General features: G+C 47.8%; 12 protein-coding genes. 9 read left to right on the forward strand and 3 right to left on the reverse strand.

Features of this window, described 5'->3' with window-relative positions; all coding sequences use genetic code 11:
- Window positions 1-426: 426 nt before the first annotated feature.
- Window positions 427-906, reverse strand: coding sequence for a hypothetical protein (locus Q0600_RS09740; protein ID WP_297917811.1), 480 nt, complete (start codon window positions 904-906; stop codon window positions 427-429).
- A gap of 116 nt (window positions 907-1,022) precedes the next feature.
- Here Q0600_RS09740 and Q0600_RS09745 point away from each other — a divergent pair, with 116 nt between their 5' ends.
- The 9 genes from Q0600_RS09745 to Q0600_RS09785 all read left to right on the forward strand — a co-directional run bounded on the left by Q0600_RS09745 (window position 1,023) and on the right by Q0600_RS09785 (window position 11,219).
- A complete protein-coding gene (locus Q0600_RS09745; protein ID WP_297921438.1) occupies window positions 1,023-1,385 on the forward strand; it encodes a DUF1508 domain-containing protein in 363 nt (120 codons plus the stop codon).
- Complete coding sequence (locus Q0600_RS09750) at window positions 1,386-1,832, forward strand: hypothetical protein (protein ID WP_298759763.1); 447 nt, start codon at window positions 1,386-1,388, stop codon at window positions 1,830-1,832. It abuts the gene before it with no gap.
- 607 nt (window positions 1,833-2,439) lie between these two features.
- On the forward strand, window positions 2,440-2,910 hold the full coding sequence (gene moaC / locus Q0600_RS09755; protein ID WP_298759766.1) for a cyclic pyranopterin monophosphate synthase MoaC: 471 nt from the start codon (window positions 2,440-2,442) through the stop codon (window positions 2,908-2,910).
- Window positions 2,888-3,148: a DUF493 domain-containing protein gene (locus Q0600_RS09760; RefSeq protein WP_298759769.1), complete on the forward strand. Its 261-nt coding sequence runs from the start codon at window positions 2,888-2,890 to the stop codon at window positions 3,146-3,148. The genes moaC and Q0600_RS09760 overlap by 23 nt, the downstream gene beginning before the upstream one ends.
- Window positions 3,149-3,156: 8 nt before the next feature.
- Entirely contained in the window at window positions 3,157-4,416 is a 1,260-nt protein-coding gene (locus Q0600_RS09765) for a hypothetical protein (protein WP_298759771.1), read from the forward strand.
- Between the two features lie 1,116 nt (window positions 4,417-5,532).
- Window positions 5,533-6,342 (forward strand): M48 family metallopeptidase, encoded by an 810-nt coding sequence (locus Q0600_RS09770; RefSeq protein ID WP_297945685.1) that lies wholly within the window; start codon window positions 5,533-5,535, stop codon window positions 6,340-6,342.
- A gap of 682 nt (window positions 6,343-7,024) precedes the next feature.
- Window positions 7,025-8,335, forward strand: a complete 1,311-nt coding sequence (locus tag Q0600_RS09775; RefSeq protein ID WP_298759864.1) for a hemolysin family protein — start codon at window positions 7,025-7,027, stop codon at window positions 8,333-8,335.
- A gap of 189 nt (window positions 8,336-8,524) precedes the next feature.
- Window positions 8,525-9,952 (forward strand): class II fumarate hydratase, encoded by a 1,428-nt coding sequence (gene fumC / locus Q0600_RS09780; protein WP_298759773.1) that lies wholly within the window; start codon window positions 8,525-8,527, stop codon window positions 9,950-9,952.
- Window positions 9,953-10,406: 454 nt separating this feature from the next.
- Window positions 10,407-11,219 (forward strand): hypothetical protein, encoded by an 813-nt coding sequence (locus tag Q0600_RS09785; RefSeq protein WP_298759776.1) that lies wholly within the window; start codon window positions 10,407-10,409, stop codon window positions 11,217-11,219.
- Between the two features lie 387 nt (window positions 11,220-11,606).
- Here Q0600_RS09785 and Q0600_RS09790 read toward each other — a convergent pair whose 3' ends face one another.
- On the reverse strand, window positions 11,607-14,123 hold the full coding sequence (locus Q0600_RS09790; protein WP_298759779.1) for a molybdopterin guanine dinucleotide-containing S/N-oxide reductase: 2,517 nt from the start codon (window positions 14,121-14,123) through the stop codon (window positions 11,607-11,609).
- Window positions 14,120-14,728 carry a cytochrome C gene (locus Q0600_RS09795; protein WP_298759781.1) on the reverse strand — a complete coding sequence of 203 codons (609 nt, stop codon included), beginning with the start codon at window positions 14,726-14,728 and terminating at the stop codon, window positions 14,120-14,122. Before Q0600_RS09795 ends, Q0600_RS09790 begins: the two co-directional genes overlap by 4 nt.
- Between the last annotated feature and the right edge of the window lie 8 nt (window positions 14,729-14,736).

A 14,736-nucleotide genomic window follows, 5' to 3' on the forward strand; every position in this document is an offset into this window, starting at 1 on the left:
TCCTTAGATTTTAAAATTTGCTTCGGATTATACAAGGAATTTCAAAATTCCGCATAGATTAGGCGTATGAAACGCAAGCGAATTTTAAAAATTTTAAAATTTAAAGGCGGCGAAGGACTAAATTTGACGCGCCTCGGTAGTGGTTACGAAACATATGCGGCGAATGCACGGCAAATCGCCGCACGTTTATAAAGGCGTTTTTGTAAACGCCCTAATGAAGCGCGCCTAGATCACTACGGCTATTCGCGTATTCGTTTAGGCACCCGTATCTGCCCACGACGCGTGTCGCTCGAAAGATACATAAAAATTTATCGCAAGCGGCGCCTTATAAAATTTGTAAAATTTTCTACAATCAACGTGCAAGTTTCCCTAAAGCGTCGTGTCTGAAAAAGCGCAAATTTTACCCCGCACACAAACTGGGCGCGTCTAATGCTCGTGGTGATGCAAGTGGATGTCTTCGCCGCGGTCTCGATCTGTAGCGCGTTTTCGCAGATCAAAATACACAAAAAGCCCGCTAGGCTCGCCATCCTCGTAAATTTCAAGCTTGTAGCGCATTACGGCGTGCGTGCATACTGCAACGTCAAGCGTCGCTTCATAGCCGTCTGCGCTGCGCTTTAGCGGGAATTCCGCATTGCCCATATTCATACTCACGCCCGAAATTTTAACGCTCGGATTTTTCAGCTCACGCGAAATTCCGCTTATTTTTAGCTCATTTGCTCCCGCTTCGATCGGATGGCGCGCTACGCTAAAGAGCGCCTTCTGCCCGCCCGCGTTAGTCTCGCAGTCCTGTGCGGCTAGATTGCAACCCAGACGCGTCCTTATATCCTTAAATAATGCATCGCTCTCATCCGCGCCAAATCCTAAAGTAGCGGCGAGAATCAAGCTAAAACGTAGAGCCTTTATCATTATGATCCTTTGTAAATGAAATTTGTGCGCAATTTTAGCAGAAAATTCCGCGCCTATTAAAAATATTTATTAAAATTTTAGCTAAAATAACGATATCTTTTACGAAAGGATGAAAAATGGCTGAGTTTTTAATCAAAGACGCCAAGGACGGCTGCAAATTCGATCTACTCTATGACGGACACGTGCTATGTACTTCGGAGGTTTACACGAGCAAGGCCGCTTGCAAAAACGGCATCGAAAGCGTCGCAAAAAACGCCGCACTAAATAAGATCGAGGATCAAATCGCGGGCGGCGAAAAGCTAAACAATCCGAAATTTGAGCTTTACACCGATAAAGCAGACAAGGTTCGCTTCCGCCTAACGGCCAGCAACGGACAGATCATCGCCGTCAGCAAGGATTTTGAGGCCAAGGCGGACGCCCTAAAAGTAATAGAACTTATTGTAAAACAGGCCCCGAAAGCCAAGATCAAGGAGGCGTAAATGGACATAAATGGACTTGTAAATATGGTCTCTGCGCTCAAAAGCGACGATAAAAATTTAAGAGAATTCCAAAGCGGCCCTGTCGCTTTTATCGAGAAATTTCTAGGCGTGGATCTGCCCGACGATCAGATAAATGCGATAATTGCGGGCATCAGCTCAAATTTTTTAAGCAAAAACGAAAGCGGCGGGTCTGGCTCGCTAGGCTCGATGTTGGGCGGACTTTTGGGCGGCGGCGAGGACGTGCGGGCAAACGCCGTCGATAGCAAAGGGGTGGATTTTAGCGCGCTGATCGGCAAAATCGCAAGCGCCAAGCTCGACCTAAACGGCGACGGCAAAGTCGATATCAACGACGCAAGCAGCTTTTTGGGCGATCTTTTAGGAGGCGGCGCAAACGGCGAAGATAAGGGGTTAAATTTAGGCAGTCTGCTAAAAACGTTTAAAATTTAAACGAGGCTAAATTTAAAATGCAGGCCGGATTTTGCGCGACGATGTTTAAATTTGCGCGCGCTATTTTAATCCGCGCCTGCGTCGTTTAACGCTCGCGCAAAGAATTTAAATTTATATTGCATTGCGCGCGCGATGCCTTGGACTTAGGCAAAACGAGCTTAAATTATAACAAGACGGTGTTTAAATTTAAGCCGCTTCTTTGTAGCATTTTATTTATGCTGCCGCGACATAGCACTCTGCTCCACTCTTTTGATCGTCCATATTGAGCCAAAATAACCACGAACTCTGCTTTAAATTTTATCTTTGCTCTTTAACGTCCGCTTTAAATTTAGTCGCTTTTTTGCTCCATTTCATTTCGCTACCCATTCAAATTCCCACGTAGCGTGTCATAGCATGCTATTAAATTTTAAAAACGTCTATAAATTAAACACGAAAGAGTTCGCCTAAAAAGGATATATTTTATTTCTATTTACTGTTTAGGTAGTATAATCGTCCTTGTCCGACAAGATAAAACCTCCTTTTTGTATGAAGCCCGAGTTTAAAAGCTCGGGCTTTTTTTATGCCCGAAATTCTGCTATAATCCCGCCAAAAACTACAAGGAAATTTTATGCTTTCACATATCGACGAAAACAATATGCCCCGCATGGTGGATGTCGGCGCTAAGGACGATAGCGAGCGCGTAGCCACCGCTAGCGGCATCATACGAATGAGCGCGGAGGCGTTTGCCGCCGTCAAGCAAAACACGGCCAAAAAAGGTCCCGTGCTTCAAACCGCCGTCGTTGCCGCGATAATGGGCGCTAAAAAGACGAGCGAATTAATACCAATGACCCATCCGCTTACGATTACTTCCATTAAAACGGATATCGAGGAGCTTGCGAGCGAGTGCGCGTTTAAGCTTTTTGTAACGGTGAAAATCACGGGCAAAACCGGCGTCGAGATGGAGGCGCTAACGGGCGTGAGCGTGGGGCTGCTGACGATTTATGATATGCTAAAAGCGATCGATAAATCGATGCAGATCACCGACGTCGTACTGCAACGCAAAGAGGGGGGCAAGAGTGGCGTGTATATTAGGAGCTGAAAAGCCGAAAATCGACTATCCACTCTTTTGGGAATACAAAGTAGTCCTAGACGCGACTACTCAAAAGCGCGAGCAGATCGATGAAATTTTAAAGGGCGAAAATTACAAAATAGACTTTTCGCGCTTTTCAAACGGCGGCAAATATATGAGCTTCAACGTAAGCGTTTTCGTTAAAGACGACTTGCATCGAAACGAAATTTTCGAGCGCTTAAAGGCTCATTTTAAATACATACTGTAGGAGAGGATATGAAGGAAAAACTGATAGAAAAATTCGGCGCCGATCTCGCGCAAATTTCACAAGCCGAGCTAGCCTCATATGTGCAAGAGCTCGCCTTGCAAGAAGCCACGAAGGCTTTGTGTGAGCTTGACGACGAGAGTAAAAGCGCCAAAAGCACGCAATTAATCCTAGACTTCGCAGCCGAGTTAAAAGACGCGGGCGCGCTTAGCGATGAGACGGCAGAAGCCCTACTTAACGGCGTTAAAAAGGCGCTGTGCGACGAGGACGAGCAGGGGCTTTACAAGCTCATCTACGACTACGACGATCTGCGCAAAAAGATCGCTTGTAAGCAAAAGGCTATTAAAGCACTTGTTTTGCGCAGCTACGATGATCTGGATACTGCGCTGCAAAACGCAAGCGAAACAGAGCTAAAAGAGCGCATAGGCTCGGCGCTACAGCGAGCGATCGCGAGCAAGCTTCCGCTTGCGGACGTACTTAAAGAAGCAAGCGAACTGGCCTTCATAAGCGTGCTCGAAAGCGGAACCGACATCGAGGACACCGCGCATGAGACGGCTAAAAACATCGCATTTTCGGCTATCGGCGACGGGGAATTTACAAAATTCCGCACAAAAGAAATTTCAAAAATCATCATAAATCGCGCAATTTTCGTAGCAAACGAGAGTAAAAATACAGCCTCTGCGCTGATTAGAGGCGCGATTTTAGGCTGCTACGACGGCATAAACAAAGCCGCCGAAAGATACCGCGACGAGCTAAGTTTCTCGCCAGCAAGCGACGCACAGAGCCTAGAGAACGAAAGGCTTCAAATTTCGCAGATGAGCGAGCTATTTAGCGCGGTTTTAAGCGACGCAGTCGCAAGCTCGGAGGAGCCCGCTAAAAGCGAGATCGCCAAGATCGCCGATGAAGAATTCGGCGGCTATTTGGCTAAATTTAGAAAAATTTCAAGCGATCTTGCCGAGCAACTAAGCGCCAAAATTGGCGAGATCGAGCTTGGCGAGCGCGCAAAAAAGGCAAGCGCCAAGGCACGCGAAATCACTCAAGAGCTGAGCCAAAAAAGCGCCAAAATCATCGAAAACCTCGATCTGGACGAGAAACTGGACGCAATCAAAAAAGAGCTTAGCGAGTTTGAAAAGAAGATGAGCCAAAAATTTGCCGAGCTAAAAAGCTCCGAGGTCGCCAAAAACGTGAGCGAAAGGGCGCGCGAGATGAGCGCTAAGGCTTACGAGGCCGCAAAAGAAACGATCGCCAAGCTAAAGTCCAAAAAGGACTAAATGGGCGCCGCGGGCGCGAAATCCCTAACGGTAAACACTCGGCGCTCGCTGCTTTGCGCTGCAAAATTTACTAGCATGCCTTAAAGCTCGCGCGCCCTAAAAGAAAGGAGCTTTCGTTAGAGTTTGCGAGGCCTGCGCAGAATTCTTTATGCGCTTTAACGGCGCTGTAAAATTCCATGCTGATAAAGAATTTTACGAATTTTGCATAGCTAAATTTAGATGCGCGCTGCAAAATTCCGTGCCGCCAAAAATCCTACGGCGATGCGAGACCCCGGTCCAACCAAATCTTGCCGCAGTGATAAAATTCTAAGTGTAAAATTTTATAGCTGACGCGGCACATATAAAATTCCAAAGCCGGCGCGGATTTTTAAGCTTGAAATTTCATCGTACAAATTTGCGTAGCCGAATTTTAAAATTCTAAACGCATAAAATTAAAATTCCGCCTCAAAGTGATATGGCACGATTTGCAGTTTGAAATTTTATCCCGACGCGCGCAAATGAAATCCCACGAGATAAATTCTACAAAAAGGCGTATGTGGCGTTTGGCATTTCTGCGATCATTTCAATTCTAATAAAACGCGATTCCACTGCAGCGTAAGATGCGATGTGAAGGGCTACCACTAAGCTAACAATTAGAATTTATGCACCACAAAATACTAACGCGACTCATCTCAAATCATAGCGATATCCAAGCCCATTTTATCGCGCGATTTGATTATGTAAATTTCAAATTGCTCTTATCCGCCCAAATTGAGCGCTTAGTGCAAATAAAATTCCGCCGGATTTATCGTAGCCTACGCAGCATAAATTTAAAACCGCGCCCCCTGCCTTTATTTAGGCGCAGAGGCGCCTTGTTTATACAACACCGCACTTGGACAAATCCACTACTTTCACATAGCAATGCCTCGTTTACGCCGCGATAAAATTCTGCGAAATCACCGCTAAATTTTATCGTTAAATTACAAAGCCCAATCCTATTTTAAAGGCGACGGGTGTTCTTAAATTTCACGACAAATTACAAATAGATCGCGCCTGCAAAATACAGCAATTCAAAATAAAATTCTAAAAATTTAATCAAATTTCGCTAAAATCGCCGCAAAATTTTAAGGAGAAAAGATGAAAAAAATAGCTCTTTTAATATCCTTTGCTGCGATGATGATTTTTACCGGCTGCGCGAGCACCACGCAAGGCGGCGCCGTAGGCATCGACCGCTCGCAATTCATCACCGTAAGCGAAGCTGAAATGGATCAAAGTGCCGCGCTTGCCTACAAGCAGATTACCGCCCAAGCAAACGCCAAACATGTCCTAAATACTGATAAAAAGCTAACTGATCGCGTTAGAGGCATCTCGAAGCGCCTAATCGCTCAAGTCGGCGCATTTCGCAAAGACGCACTGAAATGGAACTGGCAGGTAAACGTCATCAACGACCCTACGATCAATGCTTGGTGTATGCCTGGCGGCCGTATCGTCGTATATACTGGCATCATCGAAAAACTAAAGCTTACCGATGCCGAGCTGGCTGCTATTTTGGGGCACGAGATGTCTCACGCACTGCGCGAACACAGCCGCGAGCGAGCCTCGACTGAACAGATGAAAGATGTCGGTATCGCCGTAGCAAGCTCCGCAGCAGGGCTTGGAGATCTGGGCTCAGCGGCTTTGAATATGGCGGCGCAGTACACATTCACGCTGCCGTTTTCGCGCACGCATGAGACGGAAGCCGATCTGATGGGCGTTGAGCTGATGGCGCGCGCAGGATACGATCCGAGGGCGGCGATAAACGTCTGGGAGAAGATGAATAAGCTAAATGAGAGCCATCCGCTTAAATTTATGTCCACGCACCCTTCAAATGACGATCGCATCGCCGATCTAAAAGAGGTGATGCCGAAAGTCTTGCCGCTTTACGAGGCTGCCACAAGAAATAGATAGTCTTGCGATTTAAAATTTCGCAAGAGCTTGCGCGCTAAGGTTTTTTAAGTAGCAGGTTTTATCGTCGCATTTAAATTTCTTAATGGGCTTGCGCGTGGCGCTAGGATTATCCGCCGCCGCGCATAAGCTCTATCGCGATAAAATCTCGCCGCAACAAAGGTCTGCCGCGGCGCAAAATTCTAAATCGCCGCGAAATTCCGTTAAAACGCACGATAAACAAAATCGCGCCTAGACAAAATTTCATTTCAAAACGCAAGCACTAGGCAAAATTCCGCCGCGCAGGAGGCCGAAATGTCCGTAGCTACAGAATTTTACGGCGCGAAATTTTACGATTTTAAGCGCGATTAAATTTAGAGCAAAATTCTACCCCTTTGGACGCAGATAGAATTTCGCTATGGTCGTATGCAAACAAAATTTTGCAGCCGCAGTCAGGCATGAAAATAAAATTTATTCGGCTAGGCAGCAGATTTTAACGCTATTTTGCGCAGCGGCAAGTCTCGCGCGGGCAGATGAAATTTCGTGCGATAATAGAAGTAAAATTTCAACTTCGCGAAATTCTACGAGCGGGCCGCGAGGTATTTTCCGCACCTTTTGGATTTTAAAGCGTTTTTGGATATAATCATAAATATTTATTTTTAAATTTCAAAGGATAAAAAATTTGGACACGGACAGTTCGGTTTTAATGTTAGTTTTAGCTTTTGTATTCATCTTTATGAATGCTTTTTTTGTTCTTTCGGAATTCTCAATCGTCAAAGTAAGAAAGTCTCGCCTCGAAGAGCTTATCAAGGATAAAATTCCAAACGCAAAGCTCGCTTTTAAAATTTCAAACTCCCTTGACACCTATCTCAGCGCCACTCAGCTAGGCATTACGATAAGCTCGCTAGCCCTCGGCTGGATCGGTGAGCCCGCGGTATCGAGACTGATCGAGCTGCCACTAAGATCCATCGGCATAGGCGGCGGAGCGGCGGCGCATACGATCGCCTTCGTCATATCTTTTACGCTCGTTACGCTATTTCACGTCGTGCTCGGCGAGCTGGTGCCAAAATCCATCGCTATTGCTAAAACCGAGAAGATCGTGCTTTTTATCTCCAGACCGCTTCATATTTTTTGGATTATGTTTTTCCCGATCATCAAGGCGTTTGACTTCATCGCCGCCGTTTCGCTTAAAATAATCGGCGTAAAGCCCGCCAAAGAGAGCGAGCTCGCGCTTTCGGACGAAGAGATCAAAATCATCGCAAGCGAGAGCCTAAAAGGCGGCGTGCTCGATAGCCTGGAGACCGAGATCATCAAAAACGCCGTCGATTTCAGCGACACGGTCGCTAAAGAGATAATGACGCCGCGCCGCGATCTAATTTGCCTAAACAAGCAGGCAAGCTACGAGGAGAACTACGACACCGTCTTGCAGTCTAGATTTACGCGCTTTCCGTATATTGACGGCAGCAAGGACAACGTCCTAGGCCTCATCCACATCCGCGACATCATCCAGCAAAAGGGCGGCAAAAGCTTCGACAAGATCGTGCGCAAGCTCATCATCGTGCCCGAAAACAGCCCGATCTCTAAAATTTTACCGATGATGAACAAACAGCGCGTGTTTGCCGCGCTCGTCATCGACGAATACGGCGGCACGGCGGGATTTTTGACGATGGAAGATATAATCGAAGAAATTTTCGGCGACATCAACGACGAACACGACGCGAATGCGCAAAATTTCAAACGCATCGACGAAAATACCTTTGAGTTTAGAGGGCGCTTCGAGATCGAAGACGTCGAGGAGGTGATGGGCATCGACTTCGATGAGGAGACCGAGCAGCTCACGATCGGCGGCTACGTCTTTAATCTCTTCGGCAGCCTACCTGAAATCGGCGATAAAATAAGCGATGAAAACTGCGACTATGAAGTGCTGCGAATGGACGGCACTAGGGTCTCGCTCGTAAAAGTCACCAAAAGGTGCGAACAGGAACTGCAAGAAAGAGACGAGAATAAAAACGAGTAGAGATGAGGCACATTCGGTGCGGCGTGCGTAAATCCGGTCGCTTTGAGCGTGGCGCAAAAATTTCGGCGCAGGCTCTGAAGCGATCAAAATAGCGGTAAAACTTAATCGGCAAAGCATTTCGAGCTGCAGCGAATAGTATGTCGCCGTCTAAAATTAAAATTCCGAAATTTCTCTTAGAAAGGATTAGTTATGGAATTTCGTATCGAAAAAGACACGATGGGCGAGGTTAAGGTTCCGAATGAGAAATATTGGGGTGCGCAGACGCAGCGTAGCCATGAAAATTTCGAGATCGGAGTAGGGCTGGAGACGATGCCTAAAGAGGTCATAGAGGGCTTTGCCTATCTAAAAAAGGCGTGCGCACTTGTTAATCGTAAGCTAGGCCGCCTAGACGAGCCTCGCACCGAGGCGATAGCGCAGGCGTGCGATGAAATTTTAAACGGCAAACTGGACGGAAATTTCCCTCTAGTCGTGTGGCAGACGGGCTCGGGCACGCAGTCGAATATGAATTTAAACGAGGTCGTTTCAAACCGCGCAATGGAGATTTTGGGGTTAAATTTTCGCGATAAGGTGGCACTGGACGTTAAAGACGCAAAATTCGTGCATCCAAACGATCACGTAAATAAAGGCCAGAGCTCAAACGACACCTATCCTACGGCGATGCGAATAGCCTTTGTGCTGGAGCTTCAAAAAAAGCTGCTGCCAGCGATCGAAAAGCTTGAAGCGACGCTGGATAAAAAGACCGCCGAGTTTGCGGGGATCGTAAAGATCGGCCGCACTCACCTACAAGACGCCACGCCACTCACGCTCGGGCAGGAATTTAGCGGTTACGCGCATATGCTAAAGGCGAGCAAGGCGCAGATCCTCGCTACCGTGCCGTTTTTGCAGGAGCTTGCCATCGGCGGCACCGCGGTGGGCACGGGGCTAAACTCGCACCCGAAATTTAGCGAGATGGTAAGCGACGAGCTAAACGCGCTAACGGGCACGGCGTTTAAATTTAAATCCCATCCGAATAAATTTCACGGCCTAACCAGCCACGATGCCGAGGTGTTTTTAAGCGGCGCGCTAAACGGCCTGGCGGCAAATTTGATGAAGATCGCAAACGACGTGCGCTGGTTAGCAAGCGGACCAAGATGCGGCATCGGCGAGATAAACATCCCCGAAAACGAGCCGGGAAGCTCGATAATGCCGGGCAAGGTAAACCCGACGCAGTGCGAAGCCGTCACGATGGTCGCCGTGCAGGTGATGGGCAACCATGTCGCGATTTCCGTCGCGGCAAGCCAGGGCAACTTCGAGCTAAACGTCTTTAAGCCGGTGCTTACGTACAATCTCATTCAAAGCATCCGCCTGCTAAGCGACGCGATGAACAGCTTTGAGAAACACTGCGCTTGCGGAATCACGGCAAACGAGGCTAAAATCGACAAACTGCTGCACGAAAGCCTGATGCTCGTAACCGCGCTAAATCCACACATCGGCTACGCAAATGCCGCCAAGATCGCCAAAACCGCGCATCATAACGGCACGACGCTGCGCGAGGAGGCGATAAAATCGGGCATACTGACCGCCGAGGAATTTGACGCGTGGGTGGTGCCTGAGGATATGATAGCGCCGAAGGAGTAAATTTTAGTTGCTTGACTTTTGGGCTCGGCAGGGTTCGCTCGGCGGAATTCGGCGAGATCAGGGCGTTTCGGCAAAATTTTATCGTTTCGATAAATTTTGATTGTTTCGACGAAATTTGATTGTTTTGCGTGACATGCTCGCCTTGAGTGATTTCGTAGAGCTTGCCTTGCACGGTTTTGCCGAGTTTACTTTAAAGCAATTTTGCCGAGCCTTCTTTAAAATCTGTAAATTTGATAGCGAAATTTGCGGATTAAATTTGCTTCGATAATGCAGCTTTTGCGGTTCGCAAAATGGCGAGATTACCGAGGCTAAAGCCGCCTTTTGCCTTTAAATTTCTATCCGTCATTTCGCGCCCCGCCAAATACACATCGAAACTGCCGCTAAGATAAAATTTTAAATGCTTCGTAAGCACCCAAACGATAAAATGCGCCAAAATTTACAAAACGAGGATTTTATGAGGGACTATGATAAGGAGCCGTTGATCATAAACGATTACACCGTCTATCATGTATTTTCTTGGAATATATTTACTTGCATATTGTGTTTTTTGCTTTTAAGTTATGATCTGATTACGACCGGCACTACGGGGAAATTTAGCGCTTTCGGTATCGTTTCTTTAATTTTTGTGACATATTCTTTCATACGGCTAAGAATTTCGGCGGAGCAAAATTTTTCTAAAAATCCGAGCTATTTTTATTTTTCAAACAGCCTGATCCGCTACGTCGAAAATATAGATATGAAAGATAGCATAATTTCCGAAACCAAAATAGCCCCCGATCCGTCCGCAAATATATCTAGCGTTCATTTCTGCGTAGTATGCGAACTAGAAAACTCTTACGGCAGGTTCCATTATTTAAGCTCGTATGAGTTATATAGATATTCAAGCATAGGCGTTCATATAGGCAAACTTGCTCTTTATATAAAGCATCTAATGCTATATTTAATATTTGCTCTGCCGTATAAAATTTACAAGCTCAAAAAGAGCTCGGAGCCCCTTTGGCTGTTAAAAAGAAATTTTGTCGTTAAATTTAACAATAGAAATTACTTTTTAATAAATGCCATATCTGCAAAAGAGTATAATGAGCTACTGCAATATTTCAAGGCGCTAAACGTAAAAATAGAAGATCGGACCGACTTTATACCGCAGGCTCAAAATAGCGGCTATTTCACCGATAAAAACGAAATTTACAGCGACGATTTTAGTGATACACAAATTCCGAAGAAAAATTTTAAATGGAAGCTTAGGCGATTTTTTAGTTTGGATTGAAATTCTAGTCCAAACGGCGAGTTCTTAAATTTAGCGAGAATTTCACGAGCAAATAGAGAGTAGGGCGGCGAGGCAAATATTGCTTGCTGTTATCTCCAGCCTGCCACAGCTCAAAGTTACGATAAGTCAAAATCAACTCAGTCATACTACAAGCGCAAGGCTATAAAATTTAAATCAGCTCCGTAACCTATCGTTGAAGTCTCGAGGCTGTAGCAAGCAAATTGGTCCCGATACACAGCCGCGACTATATAAAGCCGCGGCAAGTCGAAATCGATATGCCTCGCCGTAGCAAAACCACGGCGAGTTTGGCTAAAGCCTGTAGAGGATTGGCGTATCTAGTCCAAGCCAGCAATGAGCCAGTCTTAAAACCTAAACCGCTCCCAATCCCTACTTCGCTCCTTTAGGCGGCATAAACGCGGTTAGTTTGATATCCTCGCCCGCCTTGTGTTTATAAAGCTCGATATCTACCAGCGCCGTGTGCGCAATATTGCCGTTGGCAAGCTCGCTCGTAGGAAGATCGATCGTAAGCACGTTCGGATTTCCGTTTTTGCAAAGCCCCTCGGCGTTAGGATCGTACCACGCGCCTTCGAAGATCTGCACCACGCCGCGCATTATGTCGTCGCTTACGTTCGCACCTGCTAAAATTTCGCCGCGAGCGTTATACACGCGCACCAGATCGCCCTGCTTGATACCGAGCTCCTTAGCGTCCTCGGTATTGATCAGTACCGGCTCGCGATCTGCGACGGCGTATCTCTTGCGATTTGAGGTGTTGCTCTGCTGCGAATGCAAGCGATCGAGCGGATGCAGGCTAAGCAGGTGAAATTTCGCAGGCTTATCTTTCATCCCGAGCCACTCAACGGGCTCGAACCACATCGGATGCGCGCCGCAGTCTTTGTAGTTCATCGCAGCAATCGTATCGGAGTAAATTTCAATCAGCCCGCTAGGCGTTCCCAAAGCCTCCAAAACGGGATCATTTCTAAAATCCTCAAAGCTCACGTACGCAGCACTCTCTGGCGTTTCGTAAAATTCCGTCGGCTCGTTTTTCTCCCACCACTGCTCAAAACTCGGCATCTGAATGCCTAAAGCGGTGTTTGCGTTCACGGCGCTAGCTGCCCCTTCGTAAAATTCTTTGATCCAATCCATCTCCGTTTTGCCGCCGTCCGTATAAACCTCGGCAAGTCCGTCTGCATAAGCCTTGCAAAGGTCGGTAAAAATTTGATAATCGTCCTTCGCGCCGTGCTGCTTGGCGACGACCTGCTTCATCGGGATTATATGCATATTGGAGTAGTCTCCGCTCATCGTGATGTCGTTGCGCTCATACTGAGTCGTGGTCGGAAACACGATGTCCGCCATCTTAGCAGTCGGCGTCCAGTAAATTTCATTCACTACGATGGTGCGCGGCTTGCGCCAAGCCTTGATGTTGGTGTTGGTGTCTTGGTGATGTACGATAGGATTTCCGCCGACCCAGTAGATGAAGTCGATCTGCGGATAGGTGATCTTTGCGCCATTTGCGTCGATCGTCTTGCCAGGATTTAGTAGCGCGTCCGCGATACGAGCTAGAGGAAAGGCGACCTTCGCCGTATTTACCAGCCATGCTTGGGCTGCTTCGCCGCCTTGCTTCTGATCCTGCGCAAGCCCTAGGAATTTGCCGTCCTTAACGACGCCGACGCTTGCCGCGTTCATTCCGCCGATTACGCCGCCCGCGCAGGTAGGCGCGCCGCCGTTAGCGTAATGATAGCTAAAGCCGAAGCCCCCTCCTGCAAGTCCGATCTGTCCTAGCATCGCGCATAGAGTTACGATCATCCAGTGTGCCTGCTCGCCGTGATGAGCGCGCTGGATACCCCAACCCGCCATTATCATCGTGCGATTTTCGTAAAATTTTATCGCAAGCTCTTTTATCACATCCGCGCTAATGCCGCAAATTTCACTAGCCCACTCCGGCGTCTTAGCCACGCCGTCGCTCTGCCCCGTGAGGTACGGCACGAATTTTTCAAAGCCCACGGTATAGTTTTGTAAAAATTCCTTATCGTACTTGCCCTGCGAGTAGAGATGCTGCGCCATGCCTAGCATCATCGCTACGTCGGTGTTAGGGCGAGGGGCGATCCATCGCGCTTTACCCTCGAAATACTTGCCGCTTACGGTTTTGATCGGATCGATGATGATGATCTCTTTGTCGCTGTTTTTTAGCTGCTCGAAATACTTAAATCCCTGCTCGTCCGAGCTCGTCCACGCCACGCGAAGCGTAGAGATCGGATTGAGCCCCCAAAAGACCACTACTTTGGAGTTTTCAAGCACCACGGGCCACGAGGTTTGCTGCTCATAGACCTGATTTGAGCCCGTTACGTGCGGCATGATGACCTGGGCCGCGCCCGTAGAGTAATCGCCCGTGACGCCCGTAAAGCCGCCGCTTAAGTTCATAAATCTATGAAGCAGCGTCCTTGAGACATGCACGTTGCCCGTACTTTGCCAGCCATAGCTGCCGGCAAACACCGAGTCTGCGCCCTTTTGCTCGCGTGTCTTTTTAAGCTCGCGTGCGACGAGCTTGATCGCGTCTTCATATTTTAATTCGACCCATTCGTCAAGCCCTCGAAGCTCGGGCTTTGGATTATCGGGATCGGCGAGGTAAGATTTTCGCACCATCGGCGCTTTGATGCGCGCGTTGTAAACAAGATCCGCCATCGTATTTTGAAGAGTATTTGGAATTTTAGAGGTGATCTTCCACGGCGCGGATTTTACGATCTTGCCGTTTTTAACGCTCGCTTTTAAAATTCCCCACCGCGCCGCGGTTAAAATTTCGCCGTTTTTCTTAAGCGCGGTGAGTTTATCCGCCGCGAGCATCGAGCTTGGAATGAGCGGAAGCGCCGAGACCGCCGCGCCGAGCTTTAAAAAATTTCGTCTTTTCATTTCATATCCTTTAAATTTACGTCCTTGGAGTGCTTTTGCAGATACTGCACCACCGTCCAGCTCTCATCCTTGCTGATAGGCGTGCGCGAAAGCATCGATTTGATGTAGCCCGGCCATCTGTTGGCTTCGTAATCGGCGGGCTGGTGCAGAGCGTGACAGACGCTACACGAGGCCTCAAATTTCTCCTTAGCGCCCGCGAAAATTTTATCCACGTCGCCGCTTAGCGCGCCATAGTCGGTGTAGGCGGTTATCTTAACCTTATTAAAGCCGTCCTCTTCGCCCAAGCTCTCGCTTTGAAATTTAGCCTGCTTCGAAAACGCCACCGCGATTATGCGCGCTTTAGGCGTGAAATAAATAACGTTGGGCGCCTTTGGATTTTGATAGCCTGTGAGCGAAAATTTCACCGCTCCGTCCTTGACCTCCAAGACCTCTATGGCGTTTGTGGGCAGCAGCCTGCCGTCCTTGTGCGACAAATCGCCGCTTACGCTTACCTGCTTTAGCACCGTGCCGTAAAGCGTCTCGCCCGCCTTAACCTCGGCGTTTGCACAGCTTGCGATCACAGCCGCAAGAGCCGCCGCAGCCGCAATAGAATTTAAAAACTTCATGCTTATCC

This window comes from uncultured Campylobacter sp. (assembly GCF_938041645.1).
Taxonomy (GTDB): Bacteria; Campylobacterota; Campylobacteria; order Campylobacterales; family Campylobacteraceae; genus Campylobacter_B.

Bases quoted from the DNA above. Each gene is read 5' to 3' on its own strand.
- Q0600_RS09795 (WP_298759781.1), bottom strand. From the start codon at position 14,728: ATGAAGTTTTTAAATTCTATTGCGGCTGCGGCGGCTCTTGCGGCTGTG.
- Q0600_RS09765 (WP_298759771.1), top strand. From the start codon at position 3,157: ATGAAGGAAAAACTGATAGAAAAATTCGGCGCCGATCTCGCGCAAATT.
- Q0600_RS09745 (WP_297921438.1), top strand. From the start codon at position 1,023: ATGGCTGAGTTTTTAATCAAAGACGCCAAGGACGGCTGCAAATTCGAT.
- fumC (WP_298759773.1), top strand. From the start codon at position 8,525: ATGGAATTTCGTATCGAAAAAGACACGATGGGCGAGGTTAAGGTTCCG.
- Q0600_RS09775 (WP_298759864.1), top strand. From the start codon at position 7,025: ATGTTAGTTTTAGCTTTTGTATTCATCTTTATGAATGCTTTTTTTGTT.
- Q0600_RS09790 (WP_298759779.1), bottom strand. From the start codon at position 14,123: ATGAAAAGACGAAATTTTTTAAAGCTCGGCGCGGCGGTCTCGGCGCTT.
- Q0600_RS09785 (WP_298759776.1), top strand. From the start codon at position 10,407: ATGAGGGACTATGATAAGGAGCCGTTGATCATAAACGATTACACCGTC.
- Q0600_RS09740 (WP_297917811.1), bottom strand. From the start codon at position 906: ATGATAAAGGCTCTACGTTTTAGCTTGATTCTCGCCGCTACTTTAGGA.
- Q0600_RS09770 (WP_297945685.1), top strand. From the start codon at position 5,533: ATGAAAAAAATAGCTCTTTTAATATCCTTTGCTGCGATGATGATTTTT.
- moaC (WP_298759766.1), top strand. From the start codon at position 2,440: ATGCTTTCACATATCGACGAAAACAATATGCCCCGCATGGTGGATGTC.
- Q0600_RS09750 (WP_298759763.1), top strand. From the start codon at position 1,386: ATGGACATAAATGGACTTGTAAATATGGTCTCTGCGCTCAAAAGCGAC.